General features: G+C 71.3%; 17 protein-coding genes and 1 pseudogene. 9 read left to right on the top strand and 9 right to left on the bottom strand.

The genetic code is table 11. The features are described from left to right. The first annotated feature begins 3 nt into the window (after positions 1-3). The 3 genes from SGFS_RS49820 to SGFS_RS49830 all read left to right on the top strand — a co-directional run bounded on the left by SGFS_RS49820 (position 4) and on the right by SGFS_RS49830 (position 2,974). Positions 4-249 (top strand): hypothetical protein, encoded by a 246-nt coding sequence (locus tag SGFS_RS49820; RefSeq protein WP_286259426.1) that lies wholly within the window; start codon positions 4-6, stop codon positions 247-249. 3 nt (positions 250-252) lie between these two features. Beyond that, positions 253-630 (top strand): toxin Doc, encoded by a 378-nt coding sequence (locus SGFS_RS49825; RefSeq protein ID WP_286259427.1) that lies wholly within the window; start codon positions 253-255, stop codon positions 628-630. Positions 631-1,159: 529 nt separating this feature from the next. After that, complete coding sequence (locus SGFS_RS49830; RefSeq protein ID WP_286259428.1) at positions 1,160-2,974, top strand: RICIN domain-containing protein; 1,815 nt, start codon at positions 1,160-1,162, stop codon at positions 2,972-2,974. 303 nt (positions 2,975-3,277) lie between these two features. Here the strand turns inward: SGFS_RS49830 and SGFS_RS49835 are convergent. Then, a pseudogene (locus tag SGFS_RS49835) lies at positions 3,278-3,574 on the bottom strand (alpha-hydroxy-acid oxidizing protein); the annotation flags it as partial. Between the two features lie 458 nt (positions 3,575-4,032). Here SGFS_RS49835 and SGFS_RS49840 point away from each other — a divergent pair. Next, entirely contained in the window at positions 4,033-4,479 is a 447-nt protein-coding gene (locus SGFS_RS49840; protein WP_286259429.1) for a subtilase-type protease inhibitor, read from the top strand. Positions 4,480-4,671: 192 nt separating this feature from the next. Here the strand turns inward: SGFS_RS49840 and SGFS_RS49845 are convergent, their stop codons facing one another. Further along, on the bottom strand, positions 4,672-4,863 hold the full coding sequence (locus tag SGFS_RS49845; protein ID WP_286259430.1) for a hypothetical protein: 192 nt from the start codon (positions 4,861-4,863) through the stop codon (positions 4,672-4,674). Positions 4,864-5,221: 358 nt separating this feature from the next. After that, positions 5,222-6,283: a Ppx/GppA family phosphatase gene (locus SGFS_RS49850; RefSeq protein WP_286259431.1), complete on the bottom strand. Its 1,062-nt coding sequence runs from the start codon at positions 6,281-6,283 to the stop codon at positions 5,222-5,224. Between the two features lie 212 nt (positions 6,284-6,495). Between SGFS_RS49850 and SGFS_RS49855 the strand changes: the two genes are divergently transcribed. The 4 genes from SGFS_RS49855 (at position 6,496) to SGFS_RS49870 (ending at position 11,640) form a co-directional block, all read left to right on the top strand. Next, a complete protein-coding gene (locus SGFS_RS49855; protein WP_286259432.1) occupies positions 6,496-7,053 on the top strand; it encodes a GNAT family N-acetyltransferase in 558 nt (185 codons plus the stop codon). 86 nt (positions 7,054-7,139) lie between these two features. Then, the gene (locus tag SGFS_RS49860; protein WP_286259434.1) at positions 7,140-8,633 is read left to right on the top strand and encodes an ABC transporter substrate-binding protein; all 1,494 of its coding nucleotides are present in this window, start codon (positions 7,140-7,142) and stop codon (positions 8,631-8,633) included. Further along, a complete protein-coding gene (locus tag SGFS_RS49865) occupies positions 8,630-10,384 on the top strand; it encodes an ABC transporter permease subunit (RefSeq protein ID WP_286259435.1) in 1,755 nt (584 codons plus the stop codon). Before SGFS_RS49860 ends, SGFS_RS49865 begins: the two co-directional genes overlap by 4 nt. After that, positions 10,381-11,640 (top strand): MDR family MFS transporter, encoded by a 1,260-nt coding sequence (locus tag SGFS_RS49870; protein WP_286259436.1) that lies wholly within the window; start codon positions 10,381-10,383, stop codon positions 11,638-11,640. Before SGFS_RS49865 ends, SGFS_RS49870 begins: the two co-directional genes overlap by 4 nt. A 241-nt stretch (positions 11,641-11,881) precedes the next feature. Here the strand turns inward: SGFS_RS49870 and SGFS_RS49875 are convergent, their stop codons facing one another. From SGFS_RS49875 to SGFS_RS49895, 5 genes are all read right to left on the bottom strand, one after another. Further along, on the bottom strand, positions 11,882-14,704 hold the full coding sequence (locus SGFS_RS49875; protein ID WP_286259438.1) for an NHLP bacteriocin export ABC transporter permease/ATPase subunit: 2,823 nt from the start codon (positions 14,702-14,704) through the stop codon (positions 11,882-11,884). 1 nt (position 14,705) lies between these two features. Beyond that, positions 14,706-16,934 (bottom strand): NHLP family bacteriocin export ABC transporter peptidase/permease/ATPase subunit, encoded by a 2,229-nt coding sequence (locus SGFS_RS49880; protein WP_286259439.1) that lies wholly within the window; start codon positions 16,932-16,934, stop codon positions 14,706-14,708. Continuing rightward, complete coding sequence (locus tag SGFS_RS49885; protein ID WP_286259440.1) at positions 16,931-17,737, bottom strand: HlyD family efflux transporter periplasmic adaptor subunit; 807 nt, start codon at positions 17,735-17,737, stop codon at positions 16,931-16,933. The genes SGFS_RS49880 and SGFS_RS49885 overlap by 4 nt, the downstream gene beginning before the upstream one ends. A 110-nt stretch (positions 17,738-17,847) precedes the next feature. Continuing rightward, a complete protein-coding gene (locus SGFS_RS49890; RefSeq protein WP_286259441.1) occupies positions 17,848-18,063 on the bottom strand; it encodes a type A2 lantipeptide in 216 nt (71 codons plus the stop codon). A 501-nt stretch (positions 18,064-18,564) separates the two neighbouring features. After that, the gene (locus tag SGFS_RS49895; protein ID WP_286259442.1) at positions 18,565-18,978 is read right to left on the bottom strand and encodes a PaaI family thioesterase; all 414 of its coding nucleotides are present in this window, start codon (positions 18,976-18,978) and stop codon (positions 18,565-18,567) included. A gap of 206 nt (positions 18,979-19,184) precedes the next feature. On the opposite strand from SGFS_RS49895, the gene SGFS_RS49900 reads away from it, so the two are divergent. After that, positions 19,185-20,762, top strand: a complete 1,578-nt coding sequence (locus tag SGFS_RS49900; RefSeq protein WP_286259443.1) for a S1 family peptidase — start codon at positions 19,185-19,187, stop codon at positions 20,760-20,762. A 199-nt stretch (positions 20,763-20,961) separates the two neighbouring features. Here SGFS_RS49900 and SGFS_RS49905 read toward each other — a convergent pair whose 3' ends face one another. Next, entirely contained in the window at positions 20,962-23,115 is a 2,154-nt protein-coding gene (locus SGFS_RS49905; protein ID WP_434028166.1) for a SpoIIE family protein phosphatase, read from the bottom strand. Positions 23,116-23,130: the final 15 nt, after the last annotated feature.

Below are 23,130 nucleotides of genomic sequence, written 5' to 3' on the forward strand. Positions count from 1 at the left end.
CGCATGCCAGCTCTGAATGTGGAGTTCAGCGACCGCGAGCTAGAGGACCTGAGGCAGATAGCCAAGGAGCGCGGTACGTCGATGAAGGCGCTCGTGCGCGAGGCGGCCGCGGCCGACATAGTGCGACACCGGGCGCTGAAGGAGGGCGCGGAGGCCTTCCGTACGTTCTTCACCGCGCACGCGGACGAGTTCGCCGCCGCCTTCCCGGACGACGAACCCGCCGTCAAGGCGGAAGGACGGGCCGTCTGACCGATGGCTCCCGTCATCCATATCGATGTGCCCTGGCTGCTCCAGCGCCACGAAGAGGTCCTGCCCGAGCAGCCCACCATCAACGACTTCTCGGCCCTCGTCGCCGCCGTGGCCCGACACCGAGTCGACCCGCCCCGGCTCGGCGTCGACTCCGATCCGGCATGGCGGGCCGCCGCTCTTCTGCACACCCTGGCCGTGCTCAAGCCCCTGCCGGCCGCCAACGCGCGCTTCGCCTGTGCGACGGCCGTGGCGTACATGTTCGTCAGCGGCGTCGGCATCGACCCGCCGTACGGGGCGCTCGTGGACCTTGCTCGCGACCTGATCTCGGGCAAGACGGATGTGTACGGCGCCGCCGACCGGCTGCGCTCCTGGCAGATCTGACCCCTGGGGCCGCCGACCGAGGGCGGGAGGATCAAGGTCGGCGGCCCGGCGCGCGCGGGAGAGCCGCCGTCCCGCGCGGGGCCTGGTGAGAAGGCCGCTTCGAGTGAACTCCTCATGCTCCGCGCGGCGGGAGCGTGCGCGGAGCATCGGTGTGTGCGTACGCTTCACACGGGGTGCTTGAAAGCTTGAATATTCATGGGGCTGCCCGAGATGTCTTCCGCATCAGGACAGTTGACCTGGTGAAACCAGTTGCTTTTCGTGTGACACATGTTGCCCAAGTGCCTTGTTAGCCACGAGTAACTTGTGCAAGGGTGAACTTCCTGCGCGTGGGCAATGGCCCGGTCCGAATCGCCTGTTGGCATTCGGGGTTGCTGAGGAGTCCAAAAGGCTCTCGGTCGACGGTCATCGTGCGGCCTCAGTCCCCGGGCCGCTATCCAGGCGCCCGCCAAAAAGGTACGCACCAATCCAGGGCCCTTTTCGGCGGCCATAACTCCGTGTGCCATCTTGTGCCTTGGAAGGAATCCGCTCTGTGCACACCCCCCATCCGCCTCGCCCGTCTTATCCTCCCGCTCCCGGCGCGGTTCCCGGGGAGCCGGACGAGACTCTCGCCGCCAGGCTGAGAGGCTGGCCGGAAGGCGGAGTCGGCGATCCCGTCGCGCTGCTGATGGCACGGCACTGGCAATCCGCGTACGACTACGCGGTCATCTGCCTCGCCTCCTCCTCCAACGTCGCGTCGATGGTGACCGCGACCGCCTTTCACCGTGTGATGGAAGGACTCGTGCGTGGAGACTCCGGTGTCGCCCTGCGCCCCCGACTTCTCGTCACCGTGCGGGACACCGTCAAGGAGTGGTCCGCGGAGGAGGGTACGGCGGGTGTTCTGCCGGACTTGAGGAAACCCGCCGGTGGTCGCGGTATGCGCGCCGCGAAGTCCATGACCCCGGATAATCGCAAGCTCATCGAGCGGTCATTCCTCGCTCTCCCGGCGATCGGTCAGTGCCTCCTGTGGCACACCGAGGTGGAAGCGGAATTGATAACCATACCCACTGGTCTGCTGGGCCTGGACGCCGACAGCGCACAGGCCACGCTGGAGCAGACCCGGGAGAAATTCCGCGAGGGGTGCGTCCGCGCCCACCGCGAACTCGCGCCCTCCAAGGACTGCCGCTTCTACAACCGGCTCCTCGACGTCCCGATTCGCCGGGGCGGCGCCCTGCTGCCGGATGTCCAGCAGCATCTGCTGGAGTGCCGTTACTGCCGGTACGCCGCCGAGCAACTCAGCCATTTCGAGGGCGGACTGGGCGGAGTCGTCGCCGAGGCCGTACTCGGCTGGGGCGCCCGGCGCTACGTCGACTCCCGGCCGACCCGCACGTCGGCCAAGGGCAGCTCCAGACGGCCGGGGAGCGGTGGCCGGCACCGTCTGCTCTCCCAGATCCCCACCCAGCGCCGCCGGATCACCGCCGGGCCGCGCAACTCCAAGGCCCTGCTCACCGGAGTCGGCATCACCTCGGGCGCCCTGCTCGCGGCAGTTCTCGGCGCGGCCCTGCTGTCGGACGACGGCAGCGGAGCCGACCCCGCGGCCTCCAAGAGCTCCTCCGGAGGTGTCTCCGCGCCCGACACCGGCTCCGAGAACAAGACGACCACCAGCGCCTCGCCCACACCGCCCGCCATGGCCGGGCGCCCCACGGCGCCCCAGCAGACGCGACTGCGCAACCTGGCCGCCGACCTGTGCCTCGACATCCAGGGCGGCAAGGCGAAGAAGGGTGCCTCGACCGAACTGGCGGTCTGCTCCTCCGACTGGACCCAGAAGTGGTCCTACGAGGAGGACGGTCTGCTGCGCAGCGTCGCCAACCCCGAGCTGTGCCTCGACTCCCAGGTCGACGCCGGGGTCGTCGTCCTCGGCACGTGTGCCGACGAGGACTCGAAGCGGGCGGAGGATGTGCGCTACGACTTCACCGTGCGGGGGGAGTTGCTTCCCCGGTGGGGGGAGGGGCTTGCTGTCGCGCCCACCGCCAACGATCCCAAGACGGATGTCGTGGTGAAGGTCCGTGACCACTCCGATGCGCAGCGGTGGCTGACGGACGGGGTGACGGCCAGTCCCGAGTCGCTGTCGGTCTCGGGTTCGAACGCCCCGACGACCGAGCCCGTCACGGAGGATCCGTCTCCGGACGACGTCTCCGAGTCGCCCCTTCCGAAGCGGACGGGTGACTCCGTGCCGCCTGCCGTGCCGGAAGTGGGGGAGGAGGGGTCGGTTCTGTCGGTCGATGACGGGGGGACAGGGGCGGATGCCGAGCCTGTGCTGCCGTTGACGCTGCGGCTGCCGGATGTGCTTTCGGGGATCCATCTGTAAGTGGGGGTGCATGTAAGGGGGGCGGATTTTCTCGCCCCCGCCGCCCCTACCCGTCCCATCCCCCAGGGGCGGCTGCCCCTTCGACCCTGCCTGCGCCTTGGAGTTCGGGTGGGTGGGGGTGTGTTGGTGGGTGCGGGTTGTGGTGGGTTGCTCGCGCAGTTCCCCGCGCCCCTGAAAAGACCGGGCTGCGCCCCGGTCTTTTCACGCGCAGGAGCAGTTGCTTTCAGGAGCGCGGGGAACTGCGCGAGAAACCCCCACCGACCCGCAGTCGATCAACTTGCCCAGCCACCCCAAACGCCCACCCGCGAGGGCCGGCGGCGCGGGCAGGGCGAGGCCCAACACCTGCACGGACAGATCCCGTTGCCCGACGTCCCGCAACACACGCGGCACGATTCGGTGCCGCTCCAGCGCGGCCCGGTTGGCGCGGAGGGTGCTGCCGTCGCCCGCGCCGCCCGCAACGTAGCCGACCGGCCCTGCGCCCAGCGGGTGCTCCGCCCGCCAACTCCTCCACTCCGGTCAGGTGGGTGGGCAGCCGGGGCAGGGCGCCCGTCATCCCGCCCAGACAGATCTCGTACTGGAAGTAGCCCAGTGCTTCGCCATCCCTCCAGCCCCTCGCCATCAAGCGCGCGTCGCGTCGCCGACGACACTGGCGAGTACGGCGGGTCCCGTCCCCCTTCCCCGTCCACGGGGAGGTGCGCGTAGACGAAGACCAGGACCGCATCCCGCGGATCCAGGCGCTCGACCTCGTCGACCCGGGGTCCGCCACCGGCTGAAGCGGAATGTTTCAGGCCGATTGCCGAACCGTGCAGATTCGGCCATCCGTTGGGTGCCAACGATCAAGAACCGCTCAGATTCGGGGTTTGCGCGTTCGACTTCCGTGACTTCGCGCCACTGATTCAATACTCAAAGTTACCGAAACTCGTGGGGTCGACGTGTGTTCCGGCGCCCGATTCGGCAGACTCGCGCTCGCCGATCCGGCACCGCCCGGACCGGCCCCGTACACACGACACCCGTGACGGGGCGGTCCGGCACTTCGACCGAGCGGAAGGATGCACACAATGCCGAACACCGCGCGCTGGGCAGCCACTTTCACCCTCACCGCGACCCTGACGGCCACCGCCGTCTGCGCCCCCCTCGCGGGCGCCGCCCTCGCCGCCGCCGAGCCCTCGCCGGCCGGGCTCTACGCCCCCTCCGCCCTGGTGCTGACCACCGGCCGCGGCGAGGCGGCGGCCACCGTCACCCCCGAGCGCGCGGTCACCCTGACCTGCGCGCCCAGGCCCTCCGGCACGCACCCGGCTGCGGCCCTGGCCTGCGCCGAACTCCGCGACAGCGACGGCGACTTCGAGGCCCTGGCCGGCAGTACCGAAGCGAAGTGCACCAAGCAGTACGCCCCCGTCGTCGTCACCGTCGAGGGCGTCTGGCGGGGCAAGCGCGTCGCGTACGAGCGCACCTTCGCCAACGAGTGCCTGAAGAACGCCTCCGCAACCGCCCTCTACGCCTTCTAGGGCTTCCCGGACCGGGGTCGCGTGGTTGCCGTGAGCGTTGAGCGAGGGCTCGCGGATGGGGAGTGCGAGCCCTGCCACAGGTGCCATGCGATTCCGTACGAGGGCCGGCCGGCGGAGTGGGGCCATCGGCCGGCCCTCGGCATCATTCGCGCTCGACGATCATTCGGATGTGACGATCATCCGGAGTGACGATCATCCGGATGTGACGGTCCAGCGCCCGACCTCGCGGTAGTCGGAGTCCAGGAGGGTCTGGCCCTCGCCGGGTTTGAGCTCGCAGTGCCGGAGGTTTCCGCCCCAGTACCGCAGGATGCGCTCCAACTCCTGGACGGTGGTGCCTTCGTTCCAGTCGGTTCCGTCCAGGTCGACCTCGAGAACGAACTTCACTTCGCGCGCCTCCACTTCCGTTTCCGTATTGTTCGCGGCTCCTTCAATCGTTTCATTCAACAGCTACTCGGGGCGTGGCGGCCGGTTTTCGCCGGTAGACCACCGTCGAAAGCTCCGAAAGTGGTGGGAAGCGGCCCAACAGCGGTGCGGCGCACGGGAGTCGATGGAGTCGGGGCTGGTCAGTGATGAGGCGAAGCCGCTTCCGGCGGTATGGGCGACTCCACCGTGTCAGGGGTGGGACGCGTTCGAATTCGGTGGCTACCCCGACACGGCCACCGCCATCCCTGCGGCGACGACCGCGGATCACGCTTCACTCGACAAGGTGGATTTCGGTTCTGTTCCTTGACGGGTGCCGTCCTCAGCCTGTCGGTGTCGCGATCCGCAGCGGCACCGCGCCCGCTGCCCCCGCCCCCGCCGCAGCTCCTGACCCTGGTAGTGAGCCCGAGCCGGGGGTGGGCGTCTGCTCGGCGATGTCCCGAGTGACCTCCGCCCACCAGGACGGGCCGTCCTCGATGTGCCGGAGCAGTACGCCTTCGCGGATCGCCCAGGGGCAGACGGTCACCGTCCGCAGACCGGTCAGCTTCATGGTCGTGTGTCCGACCAGCGCCCCGGCCAGGCTCTGGACCGCCCGGGGCGCGGAGATGCCGGGGAGGGCGGCGCGCTCGGCCGGGGGGAGTGCGGCGAGGCGGTCGACCGCCCGGCCCAGGTCGGCGCGGCGTAACTCCCGTTCCACGAAGGGCCCGTGGCGGCCCGGCGCGGACCCGCACAACCGGGCGAGCTGCTGGAACGTCCGCGAGGTGGCCACGGCGGTGCGCGGGCCCTCCCAGCGGATCCGCGCGGCCACATCCCGCAGTTGATGGCGGACGCTGCGGCGCAGCGCCTTCACGCGCTCCGCCGACGGCGGGTCCTGCCCGGTGAAGAACTCGTGGGTCAGCCGGCCCGCGCCCAGCGGCAGCGAGGCCACGAAGTCCGGCAGCCGTCCCCGGCCGAAGGCCACCTCCAGTGAACCGCCCCCGATGTCGAGCAGTGCGAGCGGCCCGGACCGCCAGCCCATCCACCGCCGCGCCCCGAGGAAGGTGAGTTCGGCCTCCACCTCGCCCGGCAGGGTGCACAGCCGTACCCCGGTGTCGGCGCGCACGCTGCGCAGGACGTCCGGGCAGTTCGGCGCGGAGCGGACCACGGTCGTCGCGAAGGCCAAGGGGGCCGCCGCGCCCCACCGTTCGGCCGTCCGGGCCGCGGCCTCGACGGCTTCCGACAGCTGGCGTACGGCCGGGTCGGGGACAGGACGGCCCGGCGTCATGTGCTCGGACAGGCGCAGTCGCCACTTGGCGGTGTGCACCGGCAGCGGTACCCCTCCCTCCACATCGGCCACCACAAGCCGGACAGTGTTCGATCCCACATCAACGACGCTCATCCGCATGACCCCGGAGTACCCGGCGACCGCCCGGGCACGCGTGGGCCGTGCGGCGGCCGGTGGCACGCGGTCGTGTACGGGCCATCGATGAGCCGTTGACGCGCCCCGCCTGCCATCGGGCGCTCCCCGGAGGACTCAGCGCTGCTCACGGCCCCGGTCGTGCGCCGGGCGCCGGACCCGTGATCATGCGGATCATCCTTATTGCATATGATGCGCAAATGCATGACGCAACGAACTACGGCATCAGGGTGGCAGGCCCCGGCGACCTCGACAGCGCCCGTGCGGTGATGCTGGACACCGTCTACCGGGACTTCGGCACCGGATATGTGCCGCGCTGGCACGGCGACATCATCGACCTCCACGGCGCCTACGTCGCTCCGGCCCGCCATGCGCTGCTGGTGGCCGTCGACGAGCGGGACGGGGTGGTCGTGGGCACCGCCGCGCTGGACTCGCGCGGCCCCGCCCATCCGCCCAACCCCCGTTCGCTGGCAGAGCGTTACCCCTCCGGCGTGACCGCTCAACTGCGACGCGTGTACGTCCGTCCCGAGCACCGTCGGCGCGGTCTGGCTCGGCGACTCGTCGCGGCCCTGCTCGACTTCGCGGCGGCCGACGGCGGCTATCGCTCCGTCTATCTGCACACCGACCCGGCGGTGGCCGGCGCCGAGGACTTCTGGCGCTCGCAGGGCGAGGTGGTGTGCGACGAGCGCGAGGAGACCGGGGAGCGGGTCGTGCACTTCGAGGTGTCGGTGCCTGTGGGGCTGCCCCACCCCTCCTAGATGAAAATCATTGTCATATAGTCTGCGGAGGCTCGCGCCCGCAGAGTCCCCTCACGTCCCCCCCCTCACGCAGAGAACCAAGGACCATGCGCTCTCCCCGCCGCCGTCGCGTCGTCGTCGGCCTGCTCCTCGCCCCTGTGCTGACCGGCTGCTTCGCCTCCGACGGCGACTCGTCGGCCGACGACTCCGCCGACGGCTCCCGACTGCGCGTCGCCCTCGCCTTCCCGCCCGCCGAGAACCTCTCCCCGTACGGCGACGACGCCACCCTCCTCAGCCGGCTCGGCGTCACCGAGGGGCTCACGAAGCTGGACGCCAACGGCGCGGCGGCCCCGGCGCTCGCCGAGTCCTGGATCCGGGAGAACGACCGGAACTGGCTTTTCACCCTGCGCGAGGCCGCTTTCCAGGACGGCACCGAGGTCACCCCGGCCGCCGTCGCCCGCGCCCTCACCCACGCCGGCCAGGCCGAGCCCGTCACCGCCGCGCTCTCCGGCGTCACGCTCACCGCGAAGAAGTCCGGCGCCCACCAGGTCCGCGTCACCACGAAGGACCCGGACCCCGCCCTGCCGCTCAGACTGTCCAGCCCAGGCCTCGCGATCCTCTCCGCCAAGGCCTACGACGACAAGCGCCCGAACCTGGTCGGCACCGCCACCGGCCCCTTCGAACTCACCGAGGTCACCGGCACCACCGCCGCCACCCTGGACCGCTTCGACGACTACTGGGGCGGCCGCGCCCAGGCCTCCGGCATCGACGCCAAGTTCATATCCGACGGCACCGCCCGCACCAACGCCCTGCGCACCGACCAGGTCGACATCGCCGAGGCGATCCCCGTCTCCCAGGCGGCTTCCCTCGCCAAGGGCACCCGCCACGAGACGGCCACCACCCGCACGACCAGCCTGCTTCTCAACACCAAGAACGGCGCTTTCAAGGACGCGAGGCTCCGCGCCGCCGCCCGCGATGCCATCGACCCCGCCGTCTTCGCCAAGGACGTGTACGAGGGGTACGCCGACACCGGCGTCGGCGTCTTCGGACCCGCCGTGACCTGGGCCGCCGGCAAGCGCGTCGAACCGACCGGGCGCGCGAAGGCCGCCGACCCCGACGGCACCTCCGTGACCATCGCGACCTACGACAACCGGCCCGAGCTGCCCGAGGTCGCCCAGGTGCTGCAACAGCAACTCCGGAAGGCCGGGTTCGAGGTGAAGCTGGAGGTACGCGAGTACTCGCGGCTGGAGAGCGACGTTCTCGCCGGGAAGTTCGACGCCCACGTCGGCGCCCGCAACTCCCTGCTCGACACCGGCGACCCCGTGTCCGTCCTCGCCAGCGACTTCACCTGCGACGGCAGCTACAACCTCGCCCTGCTCTGCGACAAGAAGGTCGACCGGGCCGTCGCGGCGGCCGAGCAGGAGTCCGACACCGCCGAGCGGCAGCAGGCGTCGATGACCGCCGAGGCCGCGATCCTCGCCACCGACGCGACGGTCCCGCTTGTCCACCAGCAGATCATCACCGGCGTCGCCACCTCCGTACGGGGCGTGATCTACGACCCGTACGAGCGCACCCTGGTCGGCACGGGGACCATGCGTTGAGCAGGGCACTCTGGCGCGCCCTGCTCGCCGCCGCCCTGCTGTGCGGCATCGGCCTGCTGCCGTGGCTGTCGCGCACCGACCCGGCGCTCACGGTGCTCAAGGCCCGCTCGGCCGAACGCGACCCGACCCCGGACGTACTGGCCGCCGTGCGCGCCGAACTCGGCCTGGAAGCGGGACCGTTGAAGCTGCTGGGGCAGTGGCTCGGCGGGCTGGTGCGCGGGGACGCGGGCCGCTCGTGGATCTCCGGAGCCGAGGTCACCCCGTCCGTCGTCCAGGCCCTGGGGGTGTCCCTGCTGCTGATGGCCGCCGCCCTCGTCGTCGCAGCCATGACGGCCGCCGCGGTGTGCGCCCGCACCCTGCGGAGCGGCGAGGGACACGGGGGCAAAGGCGCGGCGGCCGTCACGGCCGCGCTGCCGGAGTTCCTCACCGCGTCCGTGCTCGCCGTCGTCGTCGGGGTGCACCTCGGCTGGCTGCCCGCGCTCGGCTGGTACGGACCGCGCTGGATGGTGCTGCCCGCGCTGGCGCTCGGCCTGCCCGCCGGCGCGCTGCTCGGCCGGATGCTCGACGATCTGCTGCCCGGCGCCTTCGCCGAACCCTGGGCGACGGCCGCCGCCGCACGCGGCGTACGCCATCGGAGCATCGCCCGCCGGGCGGTACGCCGCTGCGTACCCGGACTCCTGCCGAACATCGGCCTGTTCGTCGTCGGTCTCACCGGCGGCGCGGTCGCCGTCGAGCAGATCTTCGACATACCCGGCCTGGGCCGCACCACCCTCCAGGCCGCCATCGCCCAGGACCTGCCCGTCCTCCAGGCCGGCACGCTCGCCCTGGTCCTGCTGGCCGCCGTCGCCGGAGCCGCCGCCCGCCTCACCGCCCGCCTCCTGATCGGCCCGGCCCTGCGCGACGGCGCCCTCCGGTCCCTCCACACCCCGAAGCCGCCCGAGCCACGCCGCACACCGCTGCTCTGCGCCGCCGTCCTCCTCGCGGTCGTCACGGTCGGCCTGACCCGCGACCCGCTGGCCCTCGACACCGGGGCCCGGCTCCAACCCCCCTCCTGGGCACGCCCGTTGGGCACCGATGCCCTGGGCCGTGACCTGCTCGCACGGATCGGTCACGGCGCGTTCAGCACGCTCGCCCTCGCCGTCGCGATCAGCGCGGCCGCGCTGATCACCGGCGTACTCCTCGGTCTGCTGCCCCGGCTGTCCGGACCGCTCGCCGACACCGTCAACGCCGTACCGCCCGTGCTCGCGGGCCTCCTGGTCGCCGCGGTCGCGGGAAGCGGGGCCACGACCCCCGCGCTCGCGGTGGCCGCGGTCGCCTGGGTGCCGCTCGCCGCGCACACCACGGCCCTGTTCGAACAGGAACGGGCCACCACGCACATCACCGCCGCGAAGGGCCTCGGCGCCGGACCGGCGTATCTGCTCCGCCGCGAGCTCCTGCCGGCCGTCCTGCCACCGGTCACCCGCCACGCCCTGCTCCGGCTGCCCGCGGTGGCCCTCGCCCTGACCTCCCTCGGCTTCCTCGGCCTCGGCGACCAGCCGCCCGACCCCGAGTGGGGCCTGCTCCTCGCCGAGAACCTGCCGTACGCCGAACGCGCCCCCTGGGCCGTCCTCGCCCCCGCCGCCGCACTCGCCCTGCTGGGCGCGCTCGCGGTCACGGCGGCGGGCGGGATACGAGGGCCACGGAGGTCGGCCCGGGCGGTACGGCAGCCGAAACCCGCCCTCGCCAGTACCACCGTCGGAGAGACCGGATGACCCAGTCCCAGCGCCAACCCGCCGAGACGCCCCAGCCGGAGGCCACCAGGCCTTCCCACCGGCGCGCCTGGGGGCGGCTCAACCCCCTCCTGCGGCTGCTGATCCTCACCCAGCTCGCCTTCAACATCGGCTTCTTCGCCGTGCTGCCGTTCCTTGCCGAGCACCTCGGTACGGCGATCGGCATGGCGGGCTGGATGGTCGGGTTCGTGCTCGGGCTGCGCACCTTCAGCCAGCAGGGACTGTTCGTGGTGGGCGGCGCGCTGGCCGACCGGTACGGCGTACGGCCCGTCGTCCTCGCGGGCTGTGTGCTGCGCATCGCAGGGTTCGCGTGGCTCGGGTACGCGGACGAGGACTGGTCGGTCATCGGATCGGTCCTGCTGATCGGTTTCGCCGCCGCGCTGTTCTCCCCGGCCGTCGAGTCCGAGGTCGCCCGGCAGGCGGTCGTGTGGGAGGAGTCGGGCGGCGGCCCCCGTACGAGCGTACTGGCGCTGTTCACGGTGGCGGGGCAGGCGGGGGCGTTCGTGGGGCCGCTCATCGGCGCGCTGTTGCTGGCCGTGGACTACCGCGTGGTCTGCCTCACGGGCGCCGGGGTCTTCGTGCTCGTCCTCGCCGGGCACTTCTGGCTGCTGCCGCAGCACATTCCGGGCCGGGAGCGGGTGGAGGTGAGGGGTGGGCTGCGCGGGCTGCTGCGCAACCGGCGCTTCCTGGCACTGTGCTGCGCGTACGGCGCGTACCTGCTGGCGTACAACCAGCTGTACCTTCTCCTGCCGGACGAGGTGGAGCGGGCCACGGGGTCGCAGTCGGCGCTGGCGTGGCTGTTCGGACTGTCCTCGCTGCTCGTGGTGACCGCGCAGCTTCCGGTCACCCGGTGGGCGGCGGACCGGCTGGATCTGCGTCGGTCCATGGCGGCCGGGTTGGCGCTGATCGCCGCCGGGTTCGCAGTGGTGGCCGTGGCGCGGCCCGCCGAGTGGACGGGGAACAGGGGGCTGTTGCCGGCCGCCGGGTTCGTGGTGTTGCTGACGGTGGGGCAGATGCTGGTGGCTCCCGCTGCGCGTGCGTGGGTGCCGGATCTGGCGGTGGAGGGGCGGCTGGGTCTCTACACCGGGGCGATGTCCTCCGTCTCCGGTCTGATCGTGCTGGTGGGCAGTGCGGCGACGGGCTCCTTGATGGACACGGGGCTCCCCGCCGCCGTCCCCTGGCTGGCCCTCGCGGCGATCCCGATGGCGTCGATCGCGTTGCTGCCGCGCCGGGTCTAGGGCGTTTTTTCCGCCCCCGCCGCCCCTACCCGTTCCCATCCCCAAGGGCGCTGCCCCTTCGACCCCGACTGCGCGGGAGAGCCCGGGTGGGCGGGGTGCGTTGGCGGGTGCGGGTTTGGTGGGGCTGGTCGCGCAGTTCCCCGCGCCCCTAAAAGCAACGGCCCCGCGCCCCTGGGGATGGGAACGGGTAGGGGCGGCGGGGGCGAGGAAGACCCCGGCACCCCGCTGACGCACCCCCACCTCAAGCCATCTGCCGCCGAACCAACTCGTGCAACCGCCCACCCGCATCCGCCAACAACTGCGCAGGCGCCCCCACCTCCGCCACCTTCCCGTCCTCCATCACGACCACCCGGTCGGCGTCCATCACGGTGGACAGACGGTGCGCGATCACGACCCGCGTCGCGTTCAGGGCCCGCGTGCTCTCGATCACCACCCGCTGTGTCTCGTTGTCGAGCGCACTGGTCGCCTCGTCGAAGAAGAGAATGCGCGGACGACGGATCAGGGCCTGGGCAATCATCAGCCGCTGGCGCTGGCCCCCGGAGATCGCCCCGTTGCCCTGGACGATCGTGTGCAACCCCATCGGCATCCGCTTGATGTCCTCCGCGAGCCCCGCCATCTCGGCCGCCGCCATCGCCTCCTCCGGCGTGTACGGCTCGGTACCGCAGATGACGTCCAGGATCGAACCCGTGAACGGCTGGGCGTGCTGGAGCACGACACCGCACTGGCGGCGTACGGCGGACTGGTCGAGCGCGCCCAGATCCTGACCGTCGTACAGCACACTGCCCGAGACCGGCTTGTCGAAGCCGATCAACAGTCTGAGCAGAGTCGACTTGCCGCAGCCGCTGGGGCCGACTATCGCGACGAACTCGCCCGGCTTGATCTCGAAGGACACGTCGTCCAGCACCAGCGGACCGTCGTCCGCGTACCGGAAGGACAGGCGTCGGGCCTCCAACGCGCCGGACAGCACCCCGGGGCGCGTGCTCGCCGTGCGCACCTCCGGTGTGGCCTCCAGGACCGGCTTGATCTCCTCGAAGAGGGGGAGCACCGCGACCGCCGACACGAACGCGCCGGTGAGCTGGGTGACCGAGGTGAGCAGCATGGTCACCGACGTGTTGAAGGTGAGGAATTCCGCCGCCGACATCGAGCCCCGCGCCGGGCCCGCCAGCAGCATGAACATCAACAGGGTGCAGAGCGGCAGATACACCGCGCCCAGCACCGTGTTGAGGTTCTTGATCCCGCCGACCCTCTGCTGGAGCTCCCGGCTGCGCGCGAACTCGCCCGCCCAGGCCGCGTACGCGTAGTTCTCGGCCGCCGCCACCCGCAGCTTCGGCAGGCCCCGCAGGGTCTGGAACGCCTGGTTGTTCAGCTTGTTGCTCAACACCACCAGGCGGCGCTGCCAGCGGATCTGCCACAGACCGAGCCCGAGGAACACCGAGGCGACGACCACCAGCATGCCCATCGCGGCCAAGGCCATCGGCACGCTGTACCAGAGCAGCAGCCCCAGGTTCACCGCGCCCACCGTCACCGACTGGGCGACCACCGGGCCCACCCCGGCCAGCGTCCGGCGCATCGCGCTGATGCCCATGGCCGCGCCGGCCAGCTCACCCGTCGAACGGGACGCGAAGAACTTCGTGGGCAGCCGCAGCAGGCGGTCCCAGACGGCCGGTTGGAGCGTGGCCTCGATCCGGCCCTCCAGACGCAGGATCGTCAGGTTCTGCAGCAGCAGGAACGCCGCCGACACCACGCTCGCCAACATCACCGCCAGACAGACCTGGACGATCAGGCTCTCCTGCGCCTTCGGCACGTACTCGCCGAGGATCCTGCCCGTGGCGACGGGGACCAGTGAGCCGAGCGCGACCGTCACCAGGCCGCTCAGCAGCAGGCCCGTCATGTCGCCGCCGGTGCCGTGCAGGCTGAACCGCATCAGCCGGAGCGGACTCAGCACGCGCTCGGGCAGTGGGCGGTAGAACATCACGGCACGCGGCTCGAACTCCGCCACGTTCTCCTTCTCGATCGGCGTCTCCCGGCCGGACGACGGCTGTACGGCCACATAACCGCCGCGCCGCCACAGCAGCGCCACCGGCGCCCCCGACAGGGCCCGCTGCCCGACCAGCGGGCCCACGTTGTCGTGCCACCAGCGCCCGGTGAGCCGTACGGCACGGACCCGGACCCGGGAGGCGAGCGCGATCCGCTCCACCGGGTCGAGCCGGTCGCTCTCGGTGCCGCTCTGCGCGGGCTGGGCCAGGGCGATCCCGGCCGCCTGCGCGACGAGTTTGCAGGCCGCGTACGTGGCGTCCGCGTCGGCGGCCGTCGTACGCCGGGCCGCGGAGGACTTGCCGATGGACGCGAGCAGCGTCCGGTCCGCCTGGGCGCGCACGGCCTCACCGGCCTTGATACCGGCGGCCGTACGGTCCTCGTGGGTGCGCTCCAGCTGCTCGATCCAGCGGTCCAGCGTGGCCAGCAGCCGGTACTGCTGGTCGACCATGCTCTGCCAGACCCCGGGGTCCATCAGCAGATCCGCCGCCGCCTCCGCGCCGTACAGCGAGCCGTACTGCACACTGCCGGGCGGCACCTGCATCCAGAACACGTCGTCGTCGGTGGGCGCGGCGGCCTGCTCGGTGGCCATCGGCGCCTGGAAGAGGATGGACAGACCACGGCCGACGCCGAGCGCGAGGGCGTACTCCAGGGGGCTGGTCCGCGGGGGTACCAGTTGCGCGTTGCCCCATTCGTCGTACGACCAGGTCTCGGTGTTCACCGGCTGGTACAGCTCGCGCAGGCCGATGCGGCGCACCACGCAGTCGCGCAGCGGGCGGGCGACCAGGGTGTGCTGGGGGCCGGTGACCGGGCCGAGCAACAGCGAGCCCGCTTCGAGGCGGCCCAGGTGGTGCCAGTGGCCCTGCTGCCTCGCGTCGACCGCGAACAGGTCCAGGGCGCCGGAGGCCACCAGCCACAGCACCTGCGGGCCTTCGAGGTCGAGGCGGGTGTGGCCGGCGCAGTCGAGGGGCGTGCCCATGGCACCGAGCGCATCGAGGACGAGGTCGCCGTCCTCACGTACCGACGTCATCTCACCGCTCCCTGACCAGCTGGGCGTACGCGCCGCCGCGCAGCACCAGCTCGTCGTGCCGTCCGCGTTCCACGATCGTGCCGTGCTGCAGGACGACGATCTCGTCGCTGTCGCGGACCGTGCTGAGCCGGTGCGCGATCACCACACAGGCGCAGCCGCGCTTGCGCAGGTTGTCCATGACGGTCAGCTCGGTCTCCGCGTCGAGCGCGCTCGTCACCTCGTCGAGCACGAGGATGCTGGGCCTGCGCACCAACGCCCGGGCGATCTCCAGACGTTGCCGCTGCCCGCCGGAGAAGTTGCGGCCGTCCTGCTCGACCCTGCTGTGGATGCCGCCAGGGCGGCGGGTCACCACGTCGTACAGGGCCGCGTCCCGCAACGCCTCGACGACCGCCTCGTCCGGGATCGACGGGTCCCACAGGGCCACGTTGTCGCGGACCGTGCCCTCGAAGAGGAAGACCTCCTGGTCGACGAAGGAGACCGAGGCGGCCAGGGCGCCGCGTGGAATGTCCTCCAGACGCCGGCCGTCGATACGGATCACGCCCTCCCAGGGGGCGTACAGGCCCGAGATCAGCCTCGACACCGTCGACTTGCCGCTGCCGGAGCCGCCGACCAGGGCCACCTGCCGGCCGGGGCCGACCGTCAGATCGAAGCCGGTGAGCAGGGGCTTGTCGAGGGGGCTGTAACCGAAGGTGATGTTCTCCAGTTCGATGTGGCCGTGCAGACGGCGCGTGGACTCGCCGGTGTCCGGGCGGGCGTACAGCGGGTCCGCCTGGAAGTTCTCCACGTCCTTGAGGCGGGCCACGTCGGCCGCGAAGTCCTGGATGCGGCCCGCGACGCCGTTGAGCCGGGTGATCGGCGCGGTGAACCGCGTGACCAGTGCCTGGAAGGCGACCAGCAGGCCCACCGATATGTGACCCTCGATCGCGCGCATGCCGCCGATCCAGAGGATGAGCGCGCTGTTGAGCGTGGCGAGCGTCGGGGCGACGACACCCAGCCAGGCGCTCGGCACCCCGAGGCGCTGCTGCTCCTCCAGGGTCGTGGCGTGCTGCCCGGCCCACTTGCGGAAGTAGCCGTCCTCACCGCCGGTCGCCTTCATCGTCTCGATCAGCTGGAGCCCGGTGTACGCCGTGTTGGTGAGCCGGGCGCTGTCCGCCCGCAGTTTCGCCGTACGGGTCGCGCGCAGCCGGATCACCACCCGCATCGCCACCACGTTCAGCAGCGCGACCGCGATACCGACGAAGGTGAGCTGGGGGTCGTACGTATAGAGGAGTACGGCGTAGAGGACGACCACGACGGCGTCCACGCCGACCGCCGCGAGGTCGCGGGCCAGGGTCTCGGCGACCGCGTCGTTGGACTGGAGGCGTTGGACGAGGTCGGCGGGGCTGCGCTGGGAGAAGAAGGTGACGGGGAGCCGCAGCAGGTGCCGTAGGAAACGGGCGCTGCTCAATGTGGACGAGATCAGGCGGCCGCGCAGCAGGTTCGCCTGTTGCAGCCAGGTCAGCAGGACCGTGAGCAGCACACACGCGCCCATCGACGTGAACAGCACGCTCAGCAACGAGGTCTGGCCACCGATCAGGAACATGTCGATGTACGTCCGGCTCAGCGCGGGCACCGCCGCGCCGACCGCGACCAGCAGCAGGCTCGACAGGACGGCGGCGGGCAGCGTGCCGGAGGTGCCGCGCATCCGGGCGGGCATCGCGCCCAGTACCCCGGGTTTGCGGCCGCCCGTCTCGAAGTCGTCGCCCGGCTCCATGACGAGGACGACACCCGTGAAGCTGGAGTCGAAGTCCTCCATCGGCACGAACCGGCGGCCCTTGCCCGGGTCGTTGATGTGCACCCCGCGACGGCCGAGGCGGCGCCCCATGCCGTCGTAGACGACGTAGTGGTTGAACTCCCAGAAGAGGACGGCGGGCGCCTTCACCTCGGCGAGGGCGTTCACGTCCATCTGCATGCCCTTGGCGGTCAGGCCGTAACTCCGGGCCGCCTTCAGGACGTTGCTGGCGCGGGAGCCGTCCCGGGAGACACCGCACGCGATGCGCAGCTCCTCCAACGGGATGTGCCGCCCGTAGTGGCCGAGGACCATCGCGAGCGAGGCCGCGCCGCATTCCACGGCCTCCATCTGGAGGACCGTGGGCGTACGGACGGTCTTCTGGCCGCCCTTGGGTACCGGGCGCCGCTTGGCCGGGGTGGCTTTCCGTCTGCCGTGCGCGGTGTCCTGGGTTCGGGTCACGGGAGCAGCCAATCGATCGGACGCTCGTCGGCCAGCCGGATCGAACCCGTGGCCAGGGTCATGGAGGTCAGCTTGAACGGCGGTCCGTCCTGCGAGGACCACTTGTAGCCGGACTCGGTGGAGGCCTTGCGGTCCAGTCGCACGGTCACCGCCACCGGCCGGCCCTTCTTCGTGAACTGCTCGCCCAGTTGGCTGTCCCCGAGGAACGCCCCGATCGACTGCGGGGTCTGGGCGGCGCGGTCCACCGTTTTCACATGGCCGCGCAGCACGCCGTAACTCTGGGTGGGCGCCGACTGCACGGTCAGGTCCACCTCGGCGTTCTTCGGGATGGAGGCCGCGTTCTCGGCGGGGACGTACACCGTGGCGTACAACGGGTCGTCGGCGTCGGCGACCTTCTCGATGGCCGCGACATTCGCTCCGGTGGAGATGATCTGGCCGATCGTGGCGGCGAGCGCGGAGACCCGGCCGGCCGCGACGGACCGTACGACTCTCTCGCCGTCGGCGGTGGCGACCTTCAGGACCGGGGCCCTGGCGGGCAGCCGCTCGCCCTGTTTCGCCAGTACGGCGGTGACCTGGCCGGCGACCGGGCTCTGGAGGACGTAACTGCCCTGCCCGTGTGTGAGGACGGCGGGCGCGCTGACCGTGGACGCGACGGAACCCGTGACGGCCCACACGGACGCGGCGGCCATGGCGACCACCGTCACGGACAGCACGAGCCAGCCCTGCGGGCGGGCGAAGCGCACCGGAAAGTCCAGCTCTTCCGGCGACTGGAGCTTGGCGAGGGCCTGTTGGCGGAACTGCACGGGACTTCCCTCACCTGCGCGATGTGAGACGGGTTCAACGTGCCTTGTGGCACCCGAGAGTCCCGGAACCGGTCAGGGCGGTTCCGGGACTCAGCGGCACTGGGGCTCGATCAGAGACCGGCGACCAGGTTCGTGACCGGGGCGGTGTTCAGGCCGGTGACACCCTCGGCGGTGTCGACGACCGTGCCGACCAGACCGGAGACCGGGGCGATGCCGTCCACCAGGCCGGTGACGGTGCCGACAGCGTGGACGGACAGACCGCCGGAAACGGCGTCGAGGGCGGCGTCCGAGATCTCGGCGGTCTCGACCTGGGGGGTGGAGTTCATGATGGAACTTCCCTTCGTATAGCTATTCATAAGGGGGGAGCGGCCCCCTTCTGGGGACAGAACGTGGCCGCACACGTGGGTGCCGGGGCTTTCGTCTCCGAGAGCCCGGCGGCCCCCGCGGTGCGATGGATCAAAGCAGATCGCCGCCGCGCCCAGCCACTCAACCAGGCCTCTCACCTGGGCACTTGGTGTCCAAGACGAGGCATCCGTGCAGGCGCGGGCACGTCACGGCGGCAGGTTCTTCACACGCCACGCGGCATCGTCATACGCCGTTCATTGCCATCCGGAAAACGAATTGGACAGTCCCGCCGGAAAGGCACGGGACGCCCGGGACCACTGTGCAGATCCCTCGTGTGCCGTGACCTCACTGGGTATTCGGTGTGGAGATTCCCTGAAGCCGGAAATCAGGTCGACGGCGGGAACGGGCTGCTACCGACAGGTCGCCCAGCGTGTCGGTTCGGGCGGCGGCTTGTGGCCAATTGCCGCAGGAATGGCCGTTTGTCACCCCAGGAGGGCGTAAACCGTGCTTGCCCGAGCCGCCAACTCCCCACTGCCGGCCGCGGTCATGGAGATGTCGGCGAAGGCCATCCGGCGGCCGAGCTTGGTGAGAGCCGCCTCGACGAGCACGTCCTCGCCGACGACCGCCCGCTGGAAGCTGGTGGACTGCTGAACCGTCGTCATCGGTACGAAGGCGCCGCGCGCCGCCGACACCGCGATCACCGTGGCGGTGTCGGCCGCCGCCATCAGAGCCTGACCGGACAGCGCGCCGCCCTCGCGCGCGAGCCGGTCGGACCACGGCAGGCGGAGCACCGCGCGCCGCTCGTCCGACTCCACGATGGTGAGCCCGAGGTCGAGCACCCAGGGGGCGAAATTGGCGGCGAGGATCTTGTCGGCTTCGGCGGATGTGAGCGTCATGGGAGCATCGTTCCCGCCCGCGCGGGCGGGAAGTCGTGAAATGCCACCCGAACTGCCCCCGAACCCCAATTTGCGAAATGGAAGATTGAAATCTTTTTGCGAGGCGTTGAACAACCCACCGGAACCGTCCGTACCAACTGGCAACCAGGCGCCCCCAGTTCAGCTGCCGGACGGCGGCACTGGCCCCGTCCCCAGGAGGTTGGAAGTTGAGTCACAAACGCACCACCAAGCGCAAGGCCTTCATTGCTGCAGGCGGCGTGGCGGCGCTCGGAGCGGCGGCCCTCATCCTGCCCAACGCGATGGCCTCGCAGACGGATTCGGACACCCCCGCGGCGAAGACCCTCGAGGCGAAGGACGTCCCTGACCTCGCCGCCCAGCTCGAGGAGCTGCTCGGCGACGCGTTCGCAGGCGCGTACTATGACTCGGGCGAGAAGCAGCTCATCATCAACGTCGTCGACGGCCTCGAGATCAACGGCGACGACAACAACGTGATCATCCAGGCCAAGAAGGCCGGCGCGCAGATCCGTGAGGTCGACAACAGCCTCGCCGAGCTCGCGGCGGGCGCGAAGACGCTGAAGGCCGAGGCCACCATCCCGGGCACCGCCTGGGCCGTCGACCCCCGCACGAACAAGATCCAGGTCACCGCCGACTCCACGGTCACGGGCGAGAACTGGGACACCATCGAGTCGACGGTCAAGTCGCTCGGCTCGGGCATGGCGACCATCAAGAAGTCCGAGGGCACCTTCAAGACCTTCGATCCGGGCGACGGCGAGGCCGGTGTCGACGGTGGTGCCGACGGCGGTGCCGGTGCTGGTGAAGAGGCCGGTGCCGATGGTGGCGCCGGTGCTGGTGAAGAGGCCGGTGTCGACGGTGGCGCCGGTGCTGGTGAAGAGGCCGGTGTCGACGGTGGTGCTGGCGCTGGTGAAGAGGCCGGCAACGGCGGCGCCGAAGCCGGCGCCGGCGGCCAGGGCGTCCTCGACGGCGGCGACGCCATCTTCGGCGGCGGCGCGCGCTGCTCGCTCGGCTTCAACGTCACCAACGCCGACGGCACGCCCGGCTTCCTGACCGCCGGTCACTGCGGTGTGGTGGAACCCGAGTGGTCGGACTCCGAGAACGGCGAGCCGGTCGGCACCGTCGACGCGGACACCGCCACCTTCCCCGGCACCGGTGACTTCGCCCTGGTCAAGTACAACGACCCGGCCACCCAGGCCACCAGCACCGTCGACCTCGGCAACGGCCAGACGGTGAACATCACCGAGGCCGGCGAGGCCACGGTCGGCCTCCAGGTCTTCCGTATGGGCAGCACCACCGGTCTCGCCGACGGCCAGGTCACCGGCCTCGACGCCACGGTCAACTACCCCGAGGGCACCGTCACCGGCCTCATCCAGACCAACGTCTGCGCCGAGCCCGGCGACAGCGGCGGCTCGCTGTTCACCGAGGACGGCCTGGCGATCGGCCTGACCTCCGGCGGCAGCGGCGACTGCACCGTCGGTGGCGAGACCTTCTTCCAGCCGGTCACCACCGCTCTCGCGGCGACCGGCGCGTCCATCGGTGACGGTGGCGCGGCCGGTGGCGAGGACGCGGGCGCCGGTGACGAAGCCGCCGACGGTGGCGCGGCGGCCGGTGCGGGCGCGGGCCAGGAGGAAGGCGCCGCCGGCGAGCAGGCCGGCGAGGGCCAGGACCAGCAGCAGGGTCAGGACGAGCAGCAGGGTCAGGACGAGCAGCAGGGCGTCGGCCAGGAGCAGGAGCAGGGCGTCGGCCAGGAGCAGGGCAACGGCCAGTAAGGACGCCGACGCCGATGAAGGCGTGGACGACGGCAACGGGGTCAGCGGCCACTGACACCCGGGCCTCGTGCCCACGATCCATCTGCCGGCCACACAGCGGTTCCGGCCGGTAGATGGAACGGTCCGGCCCTCCGGCGGGAGGGCCGGACCGCATGTGCGTCCGGGCGCGACCGCGCTCACACGGCGGCCGGCCGCCGGCTCATCCCTCGGCCGTCGCCCGCAACAACAGCAACGCCACGTCGTCCAGCCGCTCCTCCGCCGTCGCCGTCTCCCGGACGAGCAGGTCGGCGAGTTCGTCCAACGGCCGGTCCCCGGCGCCGGCGAGCCGCTTCCCGAGATCGGCGAGGGCGTCCTCGATGTCCACGCCCGGCGACTCGATCAGCCCGTCGGTGTAGAGCACCAGCACGGACCCCTCGGCGAGGGCGACCTCGGTCGTCGGATACGTGGCGGACGCGTCGATGCCGAGCAGCGGACCGCCCGCCAGGTCCAGCACCTTCACCCGCCCGTCCGGCTTGCGCAGCAGCGGCGGCGGATGCCCGGCCCGCGCCATCACGGCCGTACCGGACGCCGGGTCGAGTCGCAGATACAGACAGCTGGCGAACAACTCGGAGCCGAGGTCGATCAGCAGCCGATTGGTGCTGCGCATGACCTCCTCCGGCGCCTGACCGACGGTCGTGTACGCCCGTACGGCCGTACGGATCTGCCCCATCAGCCCCGCCGCCGTCACGTTGTGGCCCTGCACGTCGCCGATCACCGCGGACGCCCGCCCGTGCGAGAGCACCAGGTCGAAGAAGTCACCGCCGATCTCCATGCCCTGCGTGGCGGGCAGATAGCGGGAGGCGGCCTCGATACCGGGGATCGACGGCAGGGTGTGCGGCAGCAGCGCGGCCTGCAGCCCGTGCGCGAGCTGGTGCTTGGCGTCGTACAGCAGCGCCCGCTCCAGGGCCTGCGCGATCAGACCGCTGAGGCTGGTCAGCACCGCGCGCTCCTCGGTCGGGAACGGATGCGGTTCGGCGTACGTCAGCACACAGGTGCCCACCGGCCGCCCCGAGACGATCAGCGGCAGATACGCCCAGGCCTCCATGCCGTCCGGGGTGGTCCGCCGCAGCGGATAGAGGTGCTCCAGCTGTTGCCGGGTCTCGAAGAAGGCGGGTACGCCGCTGGTGAGGACGTGGGCGCCGGGCATGGGGGCGGTGAGCGGTACGCCGTCGAAGCGCTCCACGACATGTGGGTCCGGATAGCCGTGGTGCCCGAGGAGGTGCAGTCGGCCGCCGCGCGAGCCGAGCATGACGAGCCCCTGACTGCCGACCGCCGGCCCGATCTCGCCCGCGACCAGGTCCACCACGTCCTGCACGCCCACCGCCTCGGTGAGCGCGCCCGCCAGCGCCAGCACCCTGTTGATGATCACCAGCCGGCCCGGACCGTTCTCGTCGCCCTCCTCCAGCCCCGCGCGCTCCATCTCGGCGACGGCACGGGCCCGCGAGATGCGCACGCTCAGCCCGTTCGTCCCCGGATACAGCCGGAACGACAGCCAGTCGCCCGGCGGCTTCAGCGCCACGAACGACGTCACCTGCTGACTGAACAGCGCCGCCCGGTAGCGGTCCTCGTAGGAGGGGTCGTTGAGCCAGGGCACCGACGCCCACAGCTGGGTGCCCAGCAGACCGCTGACCGGGATGCCCAGCAGCTCGGCCGTCGCCGCGTTGGCGAAGGCGATCCGCCCGTGCAGATCCAGCGCGCACAGACCGTACGGCAGCCGCGCCACCATCCGCGCCGCCTCCACCGTGCCCAGCGTCCCCGCGACCGCGGTGGCCGACGGGGCCGACAGATCCGGCTCCGGCATGATCGGCCGGCCCTCCTCCTCCGCGCGCCGCATCCGCATCGCCAGCCGTTCGCAGGCCGAGGTCAGATGGTCCCGCTCCCGCTCGCTCAGCTCCGGCGGATGCGAGCCGGGCCAGGTCACGAAGACCGCCCCGTAGGTGGTGTCCCGGGTCGCCACCGGCAGCGCGGCCAGGGCGAACGGATAGGGCAGGACCATCGCGATCCGGGGATAGCGGCGGGCCATCTGTTCCTCGCCGCTGACCCAGACCAGCCGTCGGCCCCGGACCGCCTCGGCCACCGGGACCGGCGCGCTCAGCCCCACCCGCTCCCACGGCACGGCGAACGATCTCGGCAGCCCCGCGATGACCGCCATCTCCAGGACCGGCTCGTCGGGCGTCAGCAGATACACCGCGCCCGAATGGGCGCCCACGTCGTCCATCATCGCGGCCAGGGCCAGCGACAGCAGCGGCTGACCGGCCCGAGCGGTCTCGACGGTCGTCCGCCGGGACATGTGCACGTCGGACACGCCGACCACCTCCTCGCACGGCCG

Origin of the sequence: Streptomyces graminofaciens, assembly GCF_030294945.1 — a bacterium.
GTDB lineage: Bacteria > Actinomycetota > Actinomycetes > Streptomycetales > Streptomycetaceae > Streptomyces > Streptomyces graminofaciens.